Raw genomic sequence first — 19,564 nt, 5'->3', positions numbered from 1 at the left:
GTACATCGATTTCCTGCACGAGCGCAGGATCAAGAAAGACAAGTGAGTGACACACGGCCAGGCGCTGCGACCAGCGTCCGCCGTGCTTTACAGCCCCACCAAGCGATATCCCACCTGCAATTCGGTGATGAAATGCTGCGGCTGGGCCGCATCGGCCTCCAGTTTTTGCCGCAAGTGCGCCATGTGCACCCGCAGATAGTGAGCACGATCGACGTAATCCAGGCCCCACACTTCCAGCAGTAGCTGGCGATGGGTCATGACCCGGCTTTGTCCGCGAATCAGCGCGCAAAGCAAGCGATACTCGATGGGCGTTAGATGGACCGGTTGGTCCTCGCGCCGGACCTCGTGCGTGGCCATGTCCACCTCGATCATGCCGAATGTCACCTTGCTGGTGACCGCGGTGGTCCCGTTTTGCACATGCCGACGCAACTGGGCGCGGATACGCGCGAGCAACTCGGGCACGCCGAAGGGTTTGACCAGATAGTCGTCCGCCCCCGCATCCAGTGCGGCCACTTTCTCCTCTTCACGATCTCGGGCCGACAGCACCAGAATCGGCACCGTCATCCAGCCCCGCAGCTCGCTGATCAATTGTTTGCCGTCACCGTCGGGCAAGCCCAGATCGACAATCACCAGATCCGGTTGACGACTGGCGGCGTGGATCAGGGCGCGTTTGACGTTGTCGGCCTCGAACACCTGAAAACCTTCGTCTTGCAGCGCGATACCGACGAAACGGCGGATGTTGGCCTCGTCCTCGACAATGAGGATGCGTGCACTGGTCATAGCGATTCCATGGAAGGCGGGTGACCCGCCGGTAGAGTGATCACAAAGCGGATGCCCGAGGAGGCCTGAGGCTGAGCCTCGATCGTTGCGCCATGGGCCTGGACAATACGTTTTGCCAACGCCAGCCCAAGGCCGATGCCGGCAACGGCCGACTCCTGCTGACCCCGAGTGAACGGTTCGAACAAGCTCTGAGGCGTGCTGCCTTGAGGACAACCGGGACCGGCGTCGATCACCTCCAGCACAATGCTGTCCTCCTCTTGCCGGGCCACAACCTGTATAAGCGTTCCGGCCGGGGTGTACTTGGCGGCGTTGTCCAGCAGGTTGACCAGAACACGCTCGATCAACAGCGCATCGACTTCCACCAACGGCAACCGCGGCGACAGCGCGGTGCGCACCACATGCCGCGCCAACGGCTCGCGCAGTTGACGCAAAGCGCTGCCGACGATTTCCTCCAGAGAGTGCCATTGCCGGTTGAGGCGCACACCGCGTTCCTGCATCCGGGCCATGTCCAACAGGTTTTCGATCAACCGCTGCATGGAGCTGGCCTGATCGCGGATACCGCCCAGCAACTGCGCCAGTGGTCCGGGCGGCGCATGGGGCGCCGCTGCATCTGCCGCGCCGATAATGGTGGTCAACGGCGTGCGCAGGTCATGAGAGATCGCGGCCAGCAGGGTATTGCGCATGCGCTCACCCTCCATCTGCACCAGGGTGCTTTGCGCCACCTCGACGAAATGCACCCGCTCCAGCGCGATTGCCAGTTGGCTCATGCAGGCCTCAAGCAGGCGCTGCTCTTCCGGCTCGTTCAATCGCTCGGGTTCAGCCAGCTCGAGCACCAACACTCCGCGCACACGCATTGGCGCCTTCAACGGCAAATAGCGACCCTGAGCGGCGGCCAGCGTATCGGTGCCCTGACCGGCAGGTTGGCCATGGTCGTAAACCCATTGGGCAATGCTTTCATCGATCGGGAATGCTCCGGCGCCACGAGCGTGGACACTGTCTGTGGCGTCCGGCAGTGTCAGCCCGACCCGCGCTTCAAACACGCCGCTGAAGGTGCGCAGTGCCACCTCCGTGATCTGTTCCACCGTCAGCGCCGCCGACAAGTCGCGCGCCAGCCTGGCCAACGACGTCGCGCGCCGCTCACGACCGGCGGCGGTGCGGGCTTCATGACGCAAGCGTGCCGTGAGCTGCCCGGTGATCAACGCAATACCCAGCATCAGGGCGAAGGTAAAGAAGTACTGGGTGTCGTTGACCGTGAACGACCAGCGTGGCTGGACGAAAAAGAAATCAAAACACAGCACCGCCAGCATCGCTGCCCAGACACCTGGCCCTCTCCCGTAACGCAGGGCGACCAGCACCACCGTGAGCAAAAACAGCATGACCACGTTGGCCAGATCAAACACCTGCAACAGCAAGGCAGCCACCGCCGTGGCGGCAAAACAGGCCAGGCTGGCCCACAGATACGCCGGTGCCCTGCTGGGTGGCAGTGCTGCATCAGTATTCACCGCAACCGCAACCACCATGGGCAACGGGCCATGAGCGATGACAATCTGATCGATCTCGGGATGGCGACGGCTGATGCGGTCACTGACCGACTGGTGCCAGAACTGCCAGACCTTGCGCGGGTAATGCCCCAACACCAGGCGGTTGGCGTTGTGCTCACGAGCAAACGCCACCAGCGCCTCGGCCACGTCCATGCCGGACAGCGTGGCGGTGTCGGCACCGAATTCGGCGGCCAGCGCCAAGGCCTTCATGGCGGCGGCATAGCGGCTCGCATCTGCGCCACGGCGCTGCACCGAAGGCACATGGACGACAATCCAGTCCGCCTCAAGCTTTTGTGCCAGACGCGCCGCTTCACGAACCAGACGATCATCCGAAGGGTGCCCTGCCACTCCGACCAGCAAACGCTCGCGCGCGGGCCAAAGGGTGTTGATGGACCGCTCGCGGCGATAGTCGCGCATCTGTGCATCGACGCGATCAGCGGTACGCCGCAGCGCCAGCTCGCGCAAGGCCAGCAAGTTGCCCTTGCGGAAGAAATGCCGGGACGCGCGCTCGGCCTGGGGCAGCAGGTAGACCTTGCCTTCCTTGAGACGGCGCAGCAGGTCATCGGGTGGCAGGTCGATCACCACCACTTCATGAGCATCGTCGAACAGATGATCGGGCACGGTCTCGCGCACTCGGATGCCGATGATCCCGCTGACGATATCGTTGAGACTTTCCAGGTGCTGGACATTGAGGGTGGTCCAGACGTCGATGCCGGCGCGCAGCAGTTCTTCGACATCCTGCCAGCGCTTGGGGTGACGCGAACCGGGAACGTTGCTGTGGGCCAGTTCATCCACCAGCAGCACCGCCGGACGCCGCGCCAACGCAGCATCCAGATCGAACTCGCTGAGGGCACACTCGCGATGCATCACGTTGTAGCGCGGCAGCAGTTCCAGGCCGGCGAGCAGTTCCGCGGTTTCCCGGCGGCCATGGGTTTCTATCACGCCAGCCACCAGGTCACGGCCCTGGTTCACTTCGCGTTGGGCCGCGGTGAGCATGGCGAAGGTTTTCCCCACCCCTGCGTTGGAACCGAAATAGATGCGCAGTTTCCCACGCAGGGCGGCCTGTTCGTCCTGTTGCAGCTTCTCCAACAGCGCGTCGGGATCTGGGCGGCCATCACGTGAAGCGATGAACGTATCAATAACGGGCATGGCAATCCTTTTGAACTGCACGGCGCCACACAGGGCGCCGTGCAGTCAGTCCTTTCAAACCAGGCCGAGCCCGGCCAACAGCATGTCGATCACCTTGATCCCCGCGAACGGCACCAGCACGCCACCCAGTCCATAGATCAGCAGGTTGCGATTGAGCAACGCCGCCGCGCCGATGGCTCGATAGGTCACGCCCTTGAGCGCCAGCGGGATCAGAAACACGATGATCAGGGCATTGAAGATCACCGCGCTGAGAATCGCCGAGTTCGGGCTGCTCAGGTGCATCACATTCAGGGCGCCCAGTTGCGGGTAGGTCGCGACGAATGCGGCCGGTACGATAGCAAAATACTTGGCCACATCGTTGGCCACGCTGAAAGTAGTCAACGCGCCGCGAGTCATGAGCATCTGTTTGCCGACTTCCACCACCTCGATCAGCTTGGTCGGGTTGCTGTCCAGATCGACCATGTTGCCCGCTTCCTTGGCGGCCTGAGTACCACTGTTCATAGCCACCGCCACGTCCGCCTGGGCCAGTGCCGGTGCATCGTTGGTGCCGTCTCCGGTCATCGCCACCAGCTTGCCTTGGGTCTGGTAGTCGCGGATCAGTTGTAGCTTGTCTTCCGGCCGAGCCTCGGCAAGAAAGTCGTCGACCCCGGCTTCCACGGCAATCGCTGCCGCCGTCAGGCGGTTATCGCCGGTGATCATGACTGTCTTGATACCCATGCGCCGCAGTTCGGCAAAGCGCTCCTTGATGCCACCCTTGACCACGTCCTTGAGCTCGACCACGCCCAACGCCTGCTGACCATCGCACACAACCAGCGGTGTACTGCCACGGCGCGAGACTTCATCGACCCTGGCCTGCAACTCGGGCGGGAAGCTGCCGCCCAGCGCCTCGATGTGCAGGCGAATGGCATCTGCCGCCCCTTTGCGGATGCTCCGGCCGCCCGCCAGATCGACGCCGCTCATGCGGGTTTGCGCGGTGAAATGCACGAAGCTGGCGCGCAGCGCATTGAGGTCCCGCGCCCGCAGGTCGAACTTCTGCTTGGCGAGCACCACGATGCTGCGCCCTTCCGGAGTTTCGTCGGCCAGCGAGGCCAGTTGCGCGGCGTCGGCCAGTTCTGATTCCTTGACCCCGGGCGCCGGCAGGAAACTGCTGGCCTGGCGGTTACCCAAGGTGATGGTGCCGGTCTTGTCCAACAGCAGGACGTCAATGTCGCCCGCCGCTTCCACTGCTCTACCGGAGGTGGCAATGACGTTGGCCGCCATCATCCGGCTCATGCCCGCCACCCCAATAGCCGACAACAGACCGCCAATGGTCGTGGGGATCAGACAGACCAGCAGCGCCACCAGTACCGTTGCGCTGACCACGTCGCCTCCGCTCATGGCCACCGCGAACATCGAGTACGGGCCCAGCGTCACGATCACCAGCAGAAACAGAAACGTCAGACCCACCAGCAGAATGGTCAGCGCCACCTCGTTGGGTGTCTTCTGGCGTTTCGCGGACTCGACCATGGAAATCATGCGATCCAGGAACGATTCGCCGGGGTTGACGCTGATGCGCACCACCAGCCAGTCCGACAGCACTTTTGTCCCACCGGTCACCGATGAAAAGTCGCCGCCCGCCTCGCGAATCACCGGTGCCGATTCGCCGGTAATCGCGCTTTCATCCACCGACGCCACGCCTTCAATCACCACGCCATCGAGGGGCACCAAATCGCCGGCTTCGATCAACACCACCGAGTCCTTGAGCAGTTCGCTGGAAGGCAATGGCATCCAGGCGGAGCCATGCCGAGGCTGTTGCAACAGCTTGGCCATGGTCTGGCGCTTCATCCCGCGCAAGCTGGCTGCCTGGGCCCGGCTGCGCCCCTCGGCCAAGGCTTCGGCGAAGTTGGCGAACAGCACGGTGAACCATAGCCACAACGTGATGCTGAGAATGAAGCCACTGGAGGCTTCACCCTTGCCGACCAGTGATTGAAACCACAACAGCGTGGTGAGAATGCTGCCCAGGTACACCACAAACATCACCGGGTTCTTCCACTGCGCCTGGGGCAACAACTTCTTGAAGGCATCCAGGCACGCCGCGAGCAACAACTTACGGTCGAACAAAGGCAAACGAGCTTGCTTACTCATAGTTGTTTCTCTTACTCACTGGCCGCAAGGGGTGGCTGATGCGCGGGCGCCAGAGCATCCAGCGCGAGGTTGAGTTGCAGCACATTGACCCGGGGCTCGCCGAGCAGGCCGAAGGTGCGTTGCTCGGTGTGGGTATTCACCAGCTTCAACAGATCGGCTTCCGGCAGGTGGCGCAGGCGTGCGACGCGCGCCGCCTGAATCTGTGCGTTGGCCACCGAAATGTGCGGGTCCAGGCCGGAAGCCGACGAGGTGACCGCATCCACCGGCACCTGCGCATCTGCCGCCAGGCCGTTCTGTCGGCGGTAGGCTTCGACCCGCATGGCCACCGCGTCGATCAACTTCTGGCTGGTAGGGCCAAGGTTGCTTGCGCCACTGGAACCTGCGTTGTACGGCTGCGCCACGCTCTTGCTCGGGTCCAGTGGATCTGCGCCGAGGGTCATGCTCGCACGGCCCTGAAAATACTCGGGGCGGGTGAAATGCTGGCCGATCACCGCCGAACCGATCACCAGCCCGTCCCGTTCAACCAGGCTGCCCTGGGCCTGATACGGGAACAGCACGTTGGCCACCAGCGTGGTGAACAACGGATACGCCACCCCGGTCAACAGCATGAAGAACGCCGCCGAAATCAGCACCGGGCGCAACAGGCCGGTAAACAGAAATTGCACCTTGGTTTTTGTTTGTACTTGAGTCATCACAGCGCCCTCACTTGTAGGTCTGGCCGGTCAGCAACTGCAGTTGCTCGACCAGTGGTCCGAGCGCGAGCGCCGGCAGGAACGTCAGGCCGCCCACCACCAGCACCACGAACACCACCAGGAACATGAACAGCGGTGTGGCGGTCGGGATGGTGCCGGCACCGGCCGGGATGTTCTTTTTCATCGCCAAGGAACCGGCGACCGCGAGCATCGGCAGCATGGTGAAGAAACGTCCGAGCAACATGGCAAGACCGATTGTGGTGTTGAAGAACGGCGTATTGGCATTCAATCCGGCGAACGCCGAACCGTTGTTGGCAGTGCCCGAGGTGTAGGCATAAAGCACCTCGCTGAAACCATGGGGCCCCTGATTGTTGAGGCTGTTCAGGGTGTCCGGCCAGAGTGCCGCCAGGGCGGTGAAGCCGAGAATGCAGATGGGGTGCGCCAGTACCGAGAGCATGACCAGCTTGATCTCCCGTGCCTCGATCTTCTTGCCGAGGAATTCGGGACTGCGGCCGATCATCATGCCCACCAGAAACACCGTCAGCAGCGCGTACTGGATCAGGTTGATAAAGCCCACGCCGTCACCACCGAACACGCAATTGAGCATCATCTGCGCCAGGGGTACGAAGCCGCCCATGGGCGTCAGCGAGTCATGCATGGCGTTCACCGAGCCGGTGGTGGCGCCGGTGGTGGTGGTCACGAACAGGCTGGTGTCGGCAATCCCGAAGCGCAGCTCCTTGCCTTCCATGTTGCCGCCGCTCTGGGTTGCCGACAGCACCTGGTCCGCGCCCACCCGGGTCAGCAGCGGGTTGCCACTTTGTTCAGCCGTGTAAACGATGCTCAGAAAGCCGACGAACATCACCAGGAACGTGCCAAAGAATACCCAGCCCTGACGCCGACGCATCAGCATGCTGCCAAAGGTGTACGTCAGCGCCGACGGGATCAGCAGCATGCTGAGGATATGCAGCATGTTCGTCAGCGGAGTCGGGTTCTCAAACGGATGTGCGGCGTTCATGCTGAAGAAGCCGCCGCCGTTGGTGCCGATGTGCTTGATTGACTCAAAGCTCGCCACCGCGCCGACGATCAATTGCTGCTGCGCACCTTCCAGTGTGGTGGCCAGGGCCTGGGAATTCAGGGTCTGCGGCATGCCTTGCCAGACATAAACCAGCGCCATGCCAAAACACAGTGGCAACATCACCCGGTACAGCGTGCGAGTGAAGTCCACCCAGTAGTTTCCGATATCAGCGGAATTCGACCGACTGAGGCCGCGAATGAAACCCGCCGCTGCCACAACGCCCGCTGTTGCGCCGACGAACATCAGGAAGGTGATGACAGCCATCTGGCTGAAATTGGACAGGCTGGTTTCACCTGAATAAGCCTGCCAGTTGGTGTTGGTGATAAAGGACGCAGCGGTATTGAACGCCAGATCAGGAGTTTGCGCGTTCAGCCCCAAGGGGTTGAGCGGCATGAAACCTTGCAAGCGCAACACGATGTAACCCAGCAACATCATCGCCGCGTTCGACAGCAGCAGGGCCGAGCCATAACGTGCCCAGCCCATGGTTTCGGCCGTATCGATCCCCAGCAGACGATAAGTAGCGCGCTCCGCCAAGGCATGGTTGCGCCCGGTAAATACCAGGGTCAGCCACTTGCCCATCAACACGGCGAGTCCGGTCATCAACCCGAGAATCACCGCAAATTCCAGCATAGTGCTCAACATGTCGATGCTCCGTTCAAATCTTGCCCATGGCGACGATGACCATGGCTGTCGCAGCAAAAAACACCACGCTAACCCCCATAAAAATCAGGTCGTACATTGCCGATTTCCTTTCTCAAGACCGCCCTGGCGGGCTGATAAAAAAGCCTGTGCCGCAATGACTGCGGCCATCAGAACTTCTCTGCACGGATAAGGGCGTAACCCAGGTAGACAAACAACAGGGCGGCACACAGGCCACTGGCGATGTAAATGAACTCGAGTGTTAACAAGACAGCTCCCCCTGACAAAACGAAAGGACACCCGCAATCGGGTACAGGCAGAGCGCGTCAGTGCAAAAAAACGCACTGAATTCGCGCTCTCATCTGCGCCTTGCAGGTTAAGTGAGGGGGCATCAAGGACGGACACTGATTGGGGGCAACGGTATTAAGACGGCGTATAGATCGAGCGAAACGGACGGTGTGCGGGGGTGATGCGAGGAGTCAAGGACAGTCACGAACGGGCACAGTGAAGTGCCCGTCCGGGGCTTGGGTCAATCCGATTTGAGCGGCAGCCAGATTTCCAGCACACCGGTGTTGAGTTTCGGATTGAAGTCGTCGCTGTAGCGTTCGAATTCCGGGGCGTCCGCCGCTTCTTTACCGGACTGCGGCAACCAGGTTTTCCAGATGTATTGAAAAGTCTGCGGCAAGGTATCCAGCGAGCCCTTGTGCTCGAACACCGCGTAGCGCTGAGGCTGGACCTCGACCCAACGGTACTTCTCCGGCAGGTCGTCGAGTTTGTCGATCTCGACGCCGGCAATGTATTCGAAGCCGCCCTTGCCATCCGGATTGCAGCAGATGCCGTAGGTCACTTCGCTTTTTTGACCGGGAATTTTGCCAATCTCGGGAATGAATTTCTCCCAGAGATCGGGAATGCCTTTAGTGGTGTCTGCGGTAAATCGTCCGCCAAGCCCGGCAATGAGCAGAAAATGCCCGCTCTCGAAGCGTGGCTCTGCCAGTTTGACGTCTGCTTGCTCATCCATGACTCAACTCCTTGAACAAAAAAGTGGGTTCGGCTGGGAGTATAGAAGCCAAACCCGATTCGCCCAATTACAGTGCGTGCAACTGCTCGATGGCACCTGCGCCGACGAACTCGTTATAACCCGATAGGATCACGTAGACCGCGAAATAGCAGAAGATCGCCGCCGATGCCATATAGGAATAACGCAGCAGTTTGTCACCCTTCGGGCAAATTTGTTTACATAGTCGCTGGACAGTTTGCCACATCAGCCCTTACATTCCGCCACAGGTCACCGCAGTGACCAGCGTCGCTCGGACGGTTCCGGGCGCTCACGTTACCGAGGCAACAATGGCCAACCCAGGTTCGCCGCGCCGCTTTGCGCGCATAGATCGACTCCCCCCTTACGTATTCAACATCACTGCCGAGCTGAAGATGGCCGCCCGTCGTCGTGGCGAAGACATCATCGACTTCAGCATGGGCAATCCTGACGGCCCGACACCGCCGCACATTGTCGAAAAACTCGTCACCGTCGCCCAGCGCGAAGACACTCACGGCTACTCGACGTCCAAGGGCATTCCGCGTCTGCGCCGGGCGATTTCCAATTGGTACAAGGATCGCTACGAGGTCGACATCGACCCGGAAAGCGAAGCCATCGTCACCATCGGTTCCAAGGAAGGCCTGGCGCATTTGATGCTGGCCACCCTAGACCAGGGCGACACCGTTCTGGTGCCGAACCCGAGCTACCCGATTCACATCTACGGCGCGGTGATTGCCGGCGCCCAGGTGCGTTCGGTGCCGTTGATTCCGGGCGTGGACTTCTTCGCCGAACTGGAAAGCGCCATTCGCGGCTCGATTCCGAAACCGAAAATGATGATCCTCGGCTTCCCGTCGAATCCCACCGCCCAGTGCGTGGAGCTGGATTTCTTCGAGCGGGTGATCGCCCTCGCCAAACAGTACGACGTGTTGGTGGTGCACGACCTGGCCTACGCCGACATCGTCTACGACGGCTGGAAAGCCCCGTCGATCATGCAAGTGCCGGGCGCCAAGGACATCGCAGTGGAGTTTTTTACCCTGTCCAAGAGCTACAACATGGCGGGCTGGCGCATCGGTTTCATGGTCGGTAATGCCGAACTGGTCAACGCCCTGGCGCGGATCAAGAGCTACCACGACTACGGCACGTTCACCCCGCTGCAAGTCGCGGCCATTGCTGCGCTGGAAGGCGATCAGCAGTGCGTCAAAGACATCGCCGAGCAGTATCGGCAGCGTCGCAACGTGCTGGTCAAAGGCCTGCATGAACTGGGCTGGATGGTCGAGAATCCGAAAGCGTCGATGTATGTCTGGGCGAAGATTCCCGAGGTTTATGCGCACTTGGGCTCCCTGGAGTTCGCCAAGAAGCTGCTGGCCGAGGCCAAGGTTTGTGTCTCGCCGGGCGTAGGGTTTGGGGAGTATGGGGATGATCACGTGCGCTTCGCGCTGATCGAAAACCAGGACCGGATTCGTCAGGCAGTACGCGGGATTCGCGGGATGTTTCGGGCGGATGGGTTGGTCGCTAAATCTAACGCCTGACACATAACAATGTGGGAGCGGCGGTGCCGCTCCCACATTTGTATTGCGGTGTGCTTAGACGAACAGCGACAACAGCAGGATAAAGCCCAGCGCGACGATGGACAGGATGGTTTCCATCGCGGTCCAGGTCTTGAAGGTTTCCGCCACGGTCATATTGAAGTACTGCTTCACCAGCCAGAAACCTGCGTCGTTGACGTGAGACAGGATCAACGAACCGGCACCGGTCGCCAACACCAGCAGCTCACGGTTCACACCCGGAATCATCCCCACCACCGGCACCACAATGCCGGCGCCGGTAATGGTCGCCACGGTGGCTGAACCGGTCGCGATACGGATCACCGCCGCCACCAGCCACGCCAGAAGGATTGGCGAGATCTGCGCTTCCACCGCCATGTTGCCGATGACATTACCAACGCCGCTGGTCACCAGCATCTGCTTGAAGCCACCACCGGCACCGATGATCAGGATGATTGCGGCGGTTGGCGCAAGGCTCGCGTCCAGCCATTTGAGAATCTGGCTGGAACCTACGCCCTGCTTGTAGCCGAAGGTGTACAGCGACAACAGCAACGCCAGCAGGAGTGCCGAAATCGGGTGACCGATCAGGTCCATGAAGGTGCGGAAAAAGTTGCCGTCTGGCAGCACCACATCGGCAAAGGTCTTGAGCAACATCAGGAAAACCGGCGACAGCACGGTGATCAAGGTGATGGCGAAGCTCGGGAGATCGGCAGAATCGTTATCACGCGCCAGTTGATCGACCAGTTCCTGGTTAGGATGACCCGGAATGTACTTGGCAATGAAGGTGCCGTAGATCGGGCCGGCGATGATGGCCGTTGGCAGCGCAACGATCAGGCCGTAGAGAATGGTTTTACCGATGTCGGCACCGAACACGCCAATGGCCAGCAACGGACCCGGGTGTGGCGGAACCAGACCGTGCACGGCCGAAAGACCGGCCAGCAACGGGATACCGATCTTGATGATCGACACGCCGGTACGCCGGGCAACGATGAACACCAGCGGGATCAGCAGCACGAAGCCGATTTCGAAGAACAACGGAATGCCGACCAGGAAGGCCGCGAACATCATCGCCCACTGCACCTTGTCCTTGCCGAACGCGCGAATCAGGGTCTGGGCAATCTGATCCGCCCCACCCGACTCGGCCATCATTTTGCCGAGCATGGTGCCCAGCGCCAGGATGATCCCGACGAAACCGAGCACCCCACCGAAGCCGTCCTGGAACGCCTTGATGATGGTGCCGATTGGCATGCCGGAAGTCAGCCCGAGAAAGGCTGCGGCGATGATCAGGGCAATGAACGGGTGAAACTTGAACTTGGTGATCAAGACGATAAGTCCGATCACCGTGACCACTGCGTCTAGCAGCAGGAACGTCTCGTGGGACATGCCAAACATTAGGGGTGTCTCCTGGTTGTTGTTGTTATTAAAGTGAGTAATTCGCAAGCCATCAGGACAGCGCTGTCTCTTCGAGAAAAACTCATACGGCGAGTTTCAGACCGTGTTCAAGCCACCAGCGGTGTGCTTGAGCGGCCAGTTCGTCGACGCTGTGGTTCGACGCGTCGAGGGCCAGGGTCAGCGGTTCGCCAACGGGTGATTCGAGGGTGGCGAACTGGCTGTCGATCAGCGTTGACGGCATGAAGTGGCCGGGCCGATGAGACACACGATCGGCGGCGACTTCAGGGGTCAGCTCAAGAAAAACGAAGCCCAGGCCAGGCAAGGCGCTGCGCAGACGTTCACGGTAAATGTGTTTGAGCGCCGAGCAGGTCAGCACCGGGCGCTGGCCCTTTGCGTCAATGCGGCGCAGTTCATCGCACAGGCTGTCGAGCCAGCCAGCACGGTCTTCGTCGTTCAGGGGGATACCTGCGCTCATCTTTTCGATATTGGCGGCAGGGTGGAAAGTGTCGCCTTCAATGGCGGTCGCGCCGCTGAGTTGGCACAAGGCCTCGCTGACGCAAGTCTTGCCGCAACCGGCAACGCCCATGATGACCAGGGCGGTGATGGGATGATTCATGTAACACCTCAGCGCGCAGACAGCGCTACCTTTGCCAGTTATGCACTAGAGCAAAAGCAGAAGTTGCCGACGCCTTCTTGTCATTTTTGTGGGTTGCAGCATGTTCGTTTCCAACGCCAAAAAACGGGGATCAGGCAAACCCCGCTCACGCATTTGCAGCTGCGTCGAGACAGCGCTACCTTAGTGCCTCGAATTTTGTTTGGCAAGCCGTCCGATGATCTCTCCTAAAAACGATAAAAATACGCGCACCACTGGCCGCCCCACCTTGAACGAAGTCGCGCGCCTGGCCGGTGTCAGCCCGATCACCGCCTCCCGCGCCCTGCGCGGGGTCAGTACCGTGGCCACCGAACTGGTGGAAAAAGTCCAGAAAGCCGCCCTCGACCTCAACTACGTGGTCAACCCTGCCGCCCGCGCGTTAGCCTCGGCCCAGAGCCATTCGGTGGTGGTGTTGGTGCCGTCACTGTCTAATTTATTGTTCATCGACACGCTGGAAGCCATTCATCAGATTTTGCGCCCCAAAGGCTTCGAAGTGCTGATCGGCAACTTCCACTACTCCCGCGACGAAGAAGAAAACCTGCTGCGCAATTACATGGCGTATCAGCCACGCGGTTTGCTGCTGACCGGTTTCGACCGCACCGAAAGTTCGCGCCGGATGATCGAGGCCAGCAACATTCCCTGCGTGTACATGATGGAACTGGACAGCGCAGCCGGTCTCAATTGCGTGGGTTTTTCGCAACTCGCTGCCGGCGAGACAGCGGCCGAGCATTTGCTGTCACGCGGTCGTAAACGCCTGGCCTACATCGGTGCGCAGCTGGATCAACGCACGTTGCTGCGCGGCGAAGGTTTCCGCAAAGCCCTGCAAAAGGCCGGGTTGTATGACCCTGATCTGGAAGTGCTGACACCTCGCGCCTCCTCCGTCGGCCTCGGTGGCGAACTGTTCCTGCAGCTGCTCGCCAGTCATCCCGATGTCGATGCCATCTTCTTCGGCAACGACGACCTGGCCCAGGGAGCACTGCTCGAAGCCATGCGCTGCGGGATCAAAATCCCCGAACAAGTGGCGATCCTCGGTTTCAACGACCTGCCGGCTTCGGCCCACATGGTCCCGCGCCTGAGCAGCATCAGCACACCGCGCGAGGCAATTGGCCGGCGCGCAGCGGAGCAGATGTTGACCCTGATGGCCGGCAACACGGTGGCGAAACCGGTGCAGGACATGGGGTTTGAGTTGAAGGTGCGCGAGAGTACCTGATGCAACACTGATCGTTCCCACGCTCTGCGTGGAAATGATCGGCGTGCAGTGTCAACGCCCCATCAAATCCACAAACGCCAACGCCCCTTTCTGCAACGCCTGGCTCTTGAGCCACACCGCATGCACCGGCAGCACCAACCCGTTCTCGATGTTGCGGAAGCTCAGGCGCTTGAGCCTTCCAGCATCGAGCCACGGCTGGACCACCGACAGCGGAAAATTGCCCCAGCCCAATCCGGCTTCGACCATTTCCAGCGCCATCGTCAACGTGTCGGTGCGCCAGTAAGACTCGGCCACCAGTGGCCGGGTTTCGCTGATCGGCAGGTCGCGGCTGGCGACGATGATTTGCCGTACGCGGACCAAATCTTCGAGATACAAATCCTGGCCTTGAAACAACGGATTGTCCGCCGCCAGCGTGGCGATCATACGTTCGGTGCCGACGAACTGGAACCGCTCCAGCACGTTCATGCTGAGCCCGGCGAACGCCAGGCAAACGCTGACCCGGCCGCTGTGGAGCATCGCCAGCACATCATCCTGCGGCGCGCTGAGCACTTCGATTTCCAGTAGAGGATGACGCTCGGCGATGACCTTGATCGCCGCCATCACGCGGCCCTTGTCGATGTCCGCCACCACCCCGATCGACAACTTGCTTTCCAGCCCCAGCGACAGCTCGACCGCATGCACTTGCAGCTGTTTGAGCTGCTCGGCAATCAGTCGCGCATGCGGCACCAATGCGCAGGCCATCGCCGTCGGCACCGGCTCGCGATGGCTGCGATCAAACAGTGGATAACCGAGTTCGGCTTCCAGGTTGGCGATGCCCATGCTCACCGCCGACGGCACTTTACCTAGCGCCCGGGCGGCAGCGGAAAACGAGCCGCGTTCGATCACCGCGAGGAACAACTCGATGCTGTCGCTGTTGAAATTCATTTGTCGTCCTATCAGCAAAACTGAAAGCTAATGACTTTTTCTGTCAGCCCTATTGAAGCTATCTTTCGTCGCCTTCGCCAGTGCTCCTGGCTTCAAGTTGGAAAGAAAGAGGCAACCCCCATGCAAGGCGTTAAAAGAAAACTGCTCTACGTGTCCCTTTACGAGGTCATCGGCATGACATTCTCGGCCTTGGGGCTGGCATTGTTGTCCGGCACCTCGCCCGGCAGCACTGGCCCGTTGGCAGTGATCATCACCACCATTGCGGTGACCTGGAACTTCATCTACACCACGCTGTTCGAGCGCTGGGAAAGTCGTCAGCCTTCGCGAACCCGCACCGTTAAACGGCGCATCGCCCATGCCGTGGGTTTTCAACTAACCTTGATAGTGTTCCTCATCCCGTTGATCGCCTGGTGGATGAACATCAGCCTGGTGCAAGCCTTCCTGCTGGACGCGGCGCTGATCATTTTCATCCCGTGCTACACCTTCGCCTTCAACTGGTTGTTTGATCGCACGTTTGGTTTGCCAATTTCGGCGCTGCCGGATCCGGTTTGAAAACGCTGAATGTCTGTTAGATTCCTGAGGCGTCGAATCGCTAACGGAGTATCTCAATGGAACATGCACTGAAGATTCTGGGAAAAGCCTCGTCCATCAACGTCAGAAAAGTCCTGTGGACCTGTGAGGAACTGGGTGTTGCCTACGAACGTGAGGACTGGGGCGGCGGTTATGCGTCGACCCACACGCCGGAGTTTCTCAGGCTCAATCCCAATGCTCAGGTGCCGGTGATCATCGACGACGCGGGCGTGCTGTGGGAGTCCAACACCATCTGCCGCTATCTGGCCGGCAAACACCACAACACCGATCTGTTACCGCACGAACCGGCGGCACGCGCTCGGGTGGAGCAGTGGATGGATTGGCAAGCCACCGAACTCAATGCCTCCTGGAGCTACGCATTCACAGCATTGGTGCGCAAAGATCCGGAATTTCAGGACCTGCATCACATTGCCACCGGCGTACGTGGCTGGAACCAGAAAATGAGCATCCTCGAGCATCAGCTCGCGGCGACCAAAGCGTATGTCGCCGGGCCACACTTCACGTTGGCAGATATCGTCATCGGGCTGTCGGTCAACCGCTGGTTGATGACACCGATGGAGCGACCCGACTACCCCGCCATCGACGAGTATTTTCAACGATTGGCACAACGCCCGGGATTTCTCAAACACGGCTGCAATGGCCTGCCTTGAGCGGCTCCCGCGCTACCCGACCAACATCCGTGCGGGTGTGGTCGACAAGTTTCTCGCTTCGCTTTAAAAGTGCGGGAATCAATAAAAAAGGGTCCCTTCGAGGAACCCTTTTCACTTTGCCGCGATCAACTTATCTGCAAGGTCGAGTTGAACTGACCGATCGCATCCACCACATGCCGCGATCCTTGTTGAATTTCCAGAATCACTGCTCCCGCCTCGTTCGCCAGTTCCACCCCAAGACCAGTTCGACTCAAACTCGACTGCATGCTCGACACCGCACTCAATGACAAATCATGGTTCTTGCGCACCACTTCAACGATCTCCAGCGTTGCCTGGCTCGTTCGTGCCGCAAGGCTGCGAACTTCATCGGCGACTACCGCGAACCCGCGCCCGTGCTCCCCGGCGCGGGCTGCTTCAATCGCCGCGTTGAGCGCCAGCAGGTTAGTCTGATCGGCAATTCCGCGGATGGTCTGAACGATGGTGCCGATGATGTCGGACTGTTTGCTGACGGCATCAATGCTCAGCGCCGCTTCATTCAAGTCTTTGGAAATGTCTTGGATGATCTGCACCGTTTGCTGTACCACCTGAGAACCTTTCTGCGCACAGGCGTCGTTTTGAACCGAGGTGCTGTGGGCCGACTCCGCAGCGGTTTGCAGGGTGGTCACCTGATCGGTGATGTCGCTGGCGAACTTGACCACTTTGTACAATCGACCCTTGGTGTCAAACAGCGGGTTGTAGGAGGCTTCCAGAAAAACCGTATGACCCTGTTTATCTTTGCGCTCGAAACGGTGCGAGTGATACTCGCCGCGATTGAGTGAAGCCCAGAACGCTTTGTAGGCCTGCGATTCGGCTTCAGCACGATGGCAAAACAAACTGTGGTGCTGGCCAACCACTTCGTTGAGCGAGTAATGCATCGTCTTCAAGAAGTTTTCGTTGGCCGAGATGACGTTGCCATCCGGGGTGAATTCGATCACGGCCATGGAACGACCGAGCGCCGCGAGCATGCTCTCGCTTTCGTGTTCCTTGTCGGCCCTGGCTGAGATATCAGTGGCGACCTTGATCACACTCCGGACCTGACGATCAGCGCCGAACACTGGCATATAGCTGGCTTCAAGCCACATCTCCTTGCCGCTCTTGTTCAAGCGCAAGAAGGTCCCGCTCACCGGTTCGCCACGGGCAAGGTCACGCCACAACTTGGCATAGGCATCGCTTCGATAAAACGCTTCTTCGCAGAATATCCGGTGATGTTTTCCGCGCACGTCTTCGGCGCTATAACCCATGGCACTGCAAAAGTTGTCGTTGGCATCGAGCACGATGCCTTCGGGGGTGAACTCAATCATCGCCATCGAGCGGCTGACCGCGGCCAACTTCGCGTTAGCCTCGGTCAGCGCGCAACTGAATCGTTCGATTTCCAGCAGGTCAGTCTTGTGACGTCGATTAAACATGGTCGTATCACCTTCAGCGCGGTCTTTTGTTTTATGAAAGTTCTTTGGTCTTTCAACGACTCCACCACTACGTTCCAAGGAACAGGCACACGCATCCCTCCACCGGAAGGACTTGGTCAGGTGATCAATGATGTTTAATTGGAGAGTCCATGCAGCGACGCTCTTATCAAGACATCCTTCTCTTGATAGCCCGGGATCGAGCCAGCCCTAACGTTCTGATAAATCGCTCCATTGACCGGACAGCTCCATGTTGTTCAGTGTCGGCGCCTTGGGTTGCGCACGCTCTTAACGTGTATGACGGCCTTCACATCGTGGTCGACATAGTTAGTCACGAGTCAGCATAGACAGGCGAGGCAGGTAAGCAAGGCCACTAGTCGGCCAGTAATGAGGACAAAATCGGTTCAGCTTCGTTATGAGTCATTTCTCGGCAAGCAGACTCATCAGCGCCTGCACCGCCGCCGAGGGTGGCTTGTTCGCAGCGACCACCAAAGCAAATTCGCGATCGATGCGCGGCATCACGGGCACTATGCGCAGGCCTTGGCGATTGGCCGGCAGGGTCATTTCCGGCACTAGGGTCACGCCGATATTTTCCCGCACGAGGGTGAATGCACTGCTCCATTCACGCACCTCGGCGCGCACATCCAGCAGTTGCAGCCCGGCGTCGGCGGCCAGGCTGCGGGCATTGGTCGAACAACCTCCCGTGGCCAGCACGAAGGGTTGCTTCGCCAGTTCCGCCAATGAGACGCCCTCTTCATTCGAGCGGCGTGCCAAGGGATGGCCACCGGGGAGAACCGCCACCCAGGCATCACGCCCCAAACGACCGGCACTGCGCTCGGGCACCGGGTTCAATATCACACCGAGATCCACCAGCCCGTCACTGAGCAACGTTTCCACTTCATCGTCGCTCACCTCCAGCGCCACCACTTGAATGCCGGGATACAGCCGATTGAATTGACGCAGCAGCGGCGGCAGGAGGGTCGCCAGCACCAAGGGAAAACTCGCCAGACGAATCGTCCCGCGCTGGATATCTTTACCGGCATCGACGGTACTGCGAATGTTTTCAAGGGCACCGAGCATAGTTCGCGCCTGCTCGATCACAGACAGGCCGATTGCCGTCGGCAAGGTCTGGCGGCTCTCCCGACTGAACAATTGAACGCCCAGGGTTTCTTCGATCAATGCCAAGGCCTGGCTCGCACCGGACTGGGTCATGCCAACCCGCTCGGCAGCCCGGGTAATGTTTCCCGTGTCTGCCACTGCCACCACCATTCGCCAGTGCATCAGATTCATCATGGCAGTAGCTTTCCTTATGGCCGCTTTCTGAAAGATTAATTTTACCGAGGGTGCCGCGCACTATGACACTGGCGCAAACCCCCAACCAGAGCCCTGCCGATGAAGTTGTATTACGCCCCGCACGCCTGCTCGCTAGCACCGCATATCGTGCTGCGCGAGTTGGACCTGCCGTTCGAATTGATCCGCGTCGACAACACCACCAAGAGAACCGCAAGTGGTGAGGACTTCCTCGCCATCAACCCAAAGGGTTACGTCGCGGCATTGCAACTGGACAATGGCCAAGTGCTGACCGAAGGCCCGGCGATCCTGCAATACCTGGCAGACCTGCGACCCGAAGCAAACCTGGCGGCAGCGAACGGGATGTTCGAGCGGGTACGGTTGCAGGAGTGGCTGAATTTCGTATCAACCGAGATTCATGGCGGGCTTGGCTGGCTGTTCAATTCGCAGTTCCCGGATGAGGTGAAAGCACTCATCAAAGAGAAACTGTTCAAGCGGTTTGTTGTGGTGAGCCAGACGCTGGAGCGGCAGGAATATTTGATGGCTGACGGGTTCAGCATTGCCGATGCGTATTTGTTTACGGTGTTGCGTTGGGTGCCGTTGTTTTCGATTGAGTTGAATCAGTGGCCGGCGTTGGCGCGGTTTCAGGCGCGGGTTGATCAGCGGCCTGCGGTGAAAGCTGCGTTGGCCGCTGAGTTGGAGTAAGGCCTGCGTGGTTCAGCAGATCGATCGGCAGGTCGACCTTTTCGAAGAACTCCACCAGGAAAGGCGTTGGCGCAGGGTTTATTTCATTAGAAGCAGCGGGAGCCCGAGGGCCGGGCTCCCTTGTCACGGGA

The 19,564-nt window shown here is 59.7% G+C and carries 16 protein-coding genes and 3 pseudogenes; 5 read left to right on the top strand and 14 right to left on the bottom strand.

Going from position 1 to position 19,564, the window contains the following annotated elements; all coding sequences use genetic code 11:
* Positions 1-87: 87 nt before the first annotated feature.
* The 8 genes and pseudogenes from ACYZTU_RS08100 to ACYZTU_RS08065 form a co-directional block, all read right to left on the bottom strand.
* The gene (locus ACYZTU_RS08100) at positions 88-780 is read right to left on the bottom strand and encodes a response regulator (protein WP_282377242.1); all 693 of its coding nucleotides are present in this window, start codon (positions 778-780) and stop codon (positions 88-90) included.
* On the bottom strand, positions 777-3,470 hold the full coding sequence (locus ACYZTU_RS08095; protein ID WP_461969280.1) for a DUF4118 domain-containing protein: 2,694 nt from the start codon (positions 3,468-3,470) through the stop codon (positions 777-779). Before ACYZTU_RS08095 ends, ACYZTU_RS08100 begins: the two co-directional genes overlap by 4 nt.
* Before the next feature lie 54 nt (positions 3,471-3,524).
* Positions 3,525-5,594 (bottom strand): potassium-transporting ATPase subunit KdpB, encoded by a 2,070-nt coding sequence (gene kdpB, locus ACYZTU_RS08090; RefSeq protein WP_461969278.1) that lies wholly within the window; start codon positions 5,592-5,594, stop codon positions 3,525-3,527.
* An 11-nt stretch (positions 5,595-5,605) separates the two neighbouring features.
* On the bottom strand, positions 5,606-6,286 hold the full coding sequence (kdpC, locus tag ACYZTU_RS08085) for a K(+)-transporting ATPase subunit C (RefSeq protein WP_461969276.1): 681 nt from the start codon (positions 6,284-6,286) through the stop codon (positions 5,606-5,608).
* Positions 6,287-6,296: 10 nt separating this feature from the next.
* The gene (kdpA, locus tag ACYZTU_RS08080) at positions 6,297-8,003 is read right to left on the bottom strand and encodes a potassium-transporting ATPase subunit KdpA (RefSeq protein WP_282377246.1); all 1,707 of its coding nucleotides are present in this window, start codon (positions 8,001-8,003) and stop codon (positions 6,297-6,299) included.
* Between the two features lie 167 nt (positions 8,004-8,170).
* On the bottom strand, positions 8,171-8,269 hold the full coding sequence (gene kdpF / locus ACYZTU_RS08075) for a K(+)-transporting ATPase subunit F (protein WP_282377247.1): 99 nt from the start codon (positions 8,267-8,269) through the stop codon (positions 8,171-8,173).
* 260 nt (positions 8,270-8,529) lie between these two features.
* A complete protein-coding gene (locus ACYZTU_RS08070; protein ID WP_449643453.1) occupies positions 8,530-9,018 on the bottom strand; it encodes a GyrI-like domain-containing protein in 489 nt (162 codons plus the stop codon).
* A gap of 67 nt (positions 9,019-9,085) precedes the next feature.
* Positions 9,086-9,217: pseudogene (locus ACYZTU_RS08065) on the bottom strand (LysE family translocator); the annotation flags it as partial.
* 127 nt (positions 9,218-9,344) lie between these two features.
* On the opposite strand from ACYZTU_RS08065, the gene alaC reads away from it, so the two are divergent.
* Positions 9,345-10,562 carry an alanine transaminase gene (alaC, locus tag ACYZTU_RS08060; protein ID WP_461969274.1) on the top strand — a complete coding sequence of 406 codons (1,218 nt, stop codon included), beginning with the start codon at positions 9,345-9,347 and terminating at the stop codon, positions 10,560-10,562.
* 54 nt (positions 10,563-10,616) lie between these two features.
* On the opposite strand, the gene ACYZTU_RS08055 is transcribed toward alaC, so the two are convergent.
* Together ACYZTU_RS08055 and ACYZTU_RS08050 are read right to left on the bottom strand one after the other, a co-directional pair.
* On the bottom strand, positions 10,617-11,969 hold the full coding sequence (locus ACYZTU_RS08055; protein ID WP_282377250.1) for a GntP family permease: 1,353 nt from the start codon (positions 11,967-11,969) through the stop codon (positions 10,617-10,619).
* 82 nt (positions 11,970-12,051) lie between these two features.
* Entirely contained in the window at positions 12,052-12,585 is a 534-nt protein-coding gene (locus ACYZTU_RS08050; protein ID WP_461969272.1) for a gluconokinase, read from the bottom strand.
* Positions 12,586-12,799: 214 nt separating this feature from the next.
* Between ACYZTU_RS08050 and gntR the strand changes: the two genes are divergently transcribed.
* Positions 12,800-13,831, top strand: coding sequence for an HTH-type transcriptional regulator GntR (gene gntR, locus ACYZTU_RS08045; RefSeq protein WP_449643457.1), 1,032 nt, complete (start codon positions 12,800-12,802; stop codon positions 13,829-13,831).
* A gap of 51 nt (positions 13,832-13,882) precedes the next feature.
* Here gntR and ACYZTU_RS08040 read toward each other — a convergent pair whose 3' ends face one another.
* Positions 13,883-14,755: a LysR family transcriptional regulator gene (locus tag ACYZTU_RS08040; RefSeq protein WP_461969270.1), complete on the bottom strand. Its 873-nt coding sequence runs from the start codon at positions 14,753-14,755 to the stop codon at positions 13,883-13,885.
* A gap of 120 nt (positions 14,756-14,875) precedes the next feature.
* Here ACYZTU_RS08040 and ACYZTU_RS08035 point away from each other — a divergent pair, with 120 nt between their 5' ends.
* The gene (locus tag ACYZTU_RS08035) at positions 14,876-15,307 is read left to right on the top strand and encodes a PACE efflux transporter (protein ID WP_461969268.1); all 432 of its coding nucleotides are present in this window, start codon (positions 14,876-14,878) and stop codon (positions 15,305-15,307) included.
* Positions 15,308-15,363: 56 nt separating this feature from the next.
* Entirely contained in the window at positions 15,364-15,996 is a 633-nt protein-coding gene (locus ACYZTU_RS08030; protein ID WP_461969266.1) for a glutathione S-transferase family protein, read from the top strand.
* A 125-nt stretch (positions 15,997-16,121) separates the two neighbouring features.
* Here ACYZTU_RS08030 and ACYZTU_RS08025 read toward each other — a convergent pair.
* The 3 genes and pseudogenes from ACYZTU_RS08025 to ACYZTU_RS08015 form a co-directional block, all read right to left on the bottom strand.
* Positions 16,122-16,553, bottom strand: a pseudogene (locus ACYZTU_RS08025) (methyl-accepting chemotaxis protein); the annotation flags it as partial.
* 111 nt (positions 16,554-16,664) lie between these two features.
* Positions 16,665-17,336, bottom strand: a pseudogene (locus ACYZTU_RS08020) (PAS domain-containing protein); the annotation flags it as partial.
* A 522-nt stretch (positions 17,337-17,858) separates the two neighbouring features.
* Positions 17,859-18,731: a LysR family transcriptional regulator gene (locus ACYZTU_RS08015; protein ID WP_461969264.1), complete on the bottom strand. Its 873-nt coding sequence runs from the start codon at positions 18,729-18,731 to the stop codon at positions 17,859-17,861.
* Positions 18,732-18,830: 99 nt separating this feature from the next.
* Between ACYZTU_RS08015 and gstA the strand changes: the two genes are divergently transcribed.
* A complete protein-coding gene (gstA, locus tag ACYZTU_RS08010) occupies positions 18,831-19,433 on the top strand; it encodes a glutathione transferase GstA (RefSeq protein ID WP_461969262.1) in 603 nt (200 codons plus the stop codon).
* Positions 19,434-19,564: the final 131 nt, after the last annotated feature.

The sequence above is a fragment of the Pseudomonas sp. HLT2-19-2 genome, from assembly GCF_054898005.1.
Note: the sequence above shows the minus strand (reverse complement) of the source record. Positions and strands in the feature narration are given on the sequence as shown.

Excerpts from the sequence above, each read along its gene's own strand:
- ACYZTU_RS08100 (WP_282377242.1), bottom strand. The coding sequence starts at position 780 with ATGACCAGTGCACGCATCCTCATTGTCGAGGACGAGGCCAACATCCGC.
- ACYZTU_RS08095 (WP_461969280.1), bottom strand. The coding sequence starts at position 3,470 with ATGCCCGTTATTGATACGTTCATCGCTTCACGTGATGGCCGCCCAGAT.
- kdpB (WP_461969278.1), bottom strand. The coding sequence starts at position 5,594 with ATGAGTAAGCAAGCTCGTTTGCCTTTGTTCGACCGTAAGTTGTTGCTC.
- kdpC (WP_461969276.1), bottom strand. The coding sequence starts at position 6,286 with ATGACTCAAGTACAAACAAAAACCAAGGTGCAATTTCTGTTTACCGGC.
- kdpA (WP_282377246.1), bottom strand. The coding sequence starts at position 8,003 with ATGTTGAGCACTATGCTGGAATTTGCGGTGATTCTCGGGTTGATGACC.
- ACYZTU_RS08070 (WP_449643453.1), bottom strand. The coding sequence starts at position 9,018 with ATGGATGAGCAAGCAGACGTCAAACTGGCAGAGCCACGCTTCGAGAGC.
- alaC (WP_461969274.1), top strand. The coding sequence starts at position 9,345 with ATGGCCAACCCAGGTTCGCCGCGCCGCTTTGCGCGCATAGATCGACTC.
- ACYZTU_RS08055 (WP_282377250.1), bottom strand. The coding sequence starts at position 11,969 with ATGTTTGGCATGTCCCACGAGACGTTCCTGCTGCTAGACGCAGTGGTC.
- ACYZTU_RS08050 (WP_461969272.1), bottom strand. The coding sequence starts at position 12,585 with ATGAATCATCCCATCACCGCCCTGGTCATCATGGGCGTTGCCGGTTGC.
- gntR (WP_449643457.1), top strand. The coding sequence starts at position 12,800 with ATGATCTCTCCTAAAAACGATAAAAATACGCGCACCACTGGCCGCCCC.
- ACYZTU_RS08040 (WP_461969270.1), bottom strand. The coding sequence starts at position 14,755 with ATGAATTTCAACAGCGACAGCATCGAGTTGTTCCTCGCGGTGATCGAA.
- ACYZTU_RS08035 (WP_461969268.1), top strand. The coding sequence starts at position 14,876 with ATGCAAGGCGTTAAAAGAAAACTGCTCTACGTGTCCCTTTACGAGGTC.
- ACYZTU_RS08030 (WP_461969266.1), top strand. The coding sequence starts at position 15,364 with ATGGAACATGCACTGAAGATTCTGGGAAAAGCCTCGTCCATCAACGTC.
- ACYZTU_RS08015 (WP_461969264.1), bottom strand. The coding sequence starts at position 18,731 with ATGATGAATCTGATGCACTGGCGAATGGTGGTGGCAGTGGCAGACACG.
- gstA (WP_461969262.1), top strand. The coding sequence starts at position 18,831 with ATGAAGTTGTATTACGCCCCGCACGCCTGCTCGCTAGCACCGCATATC.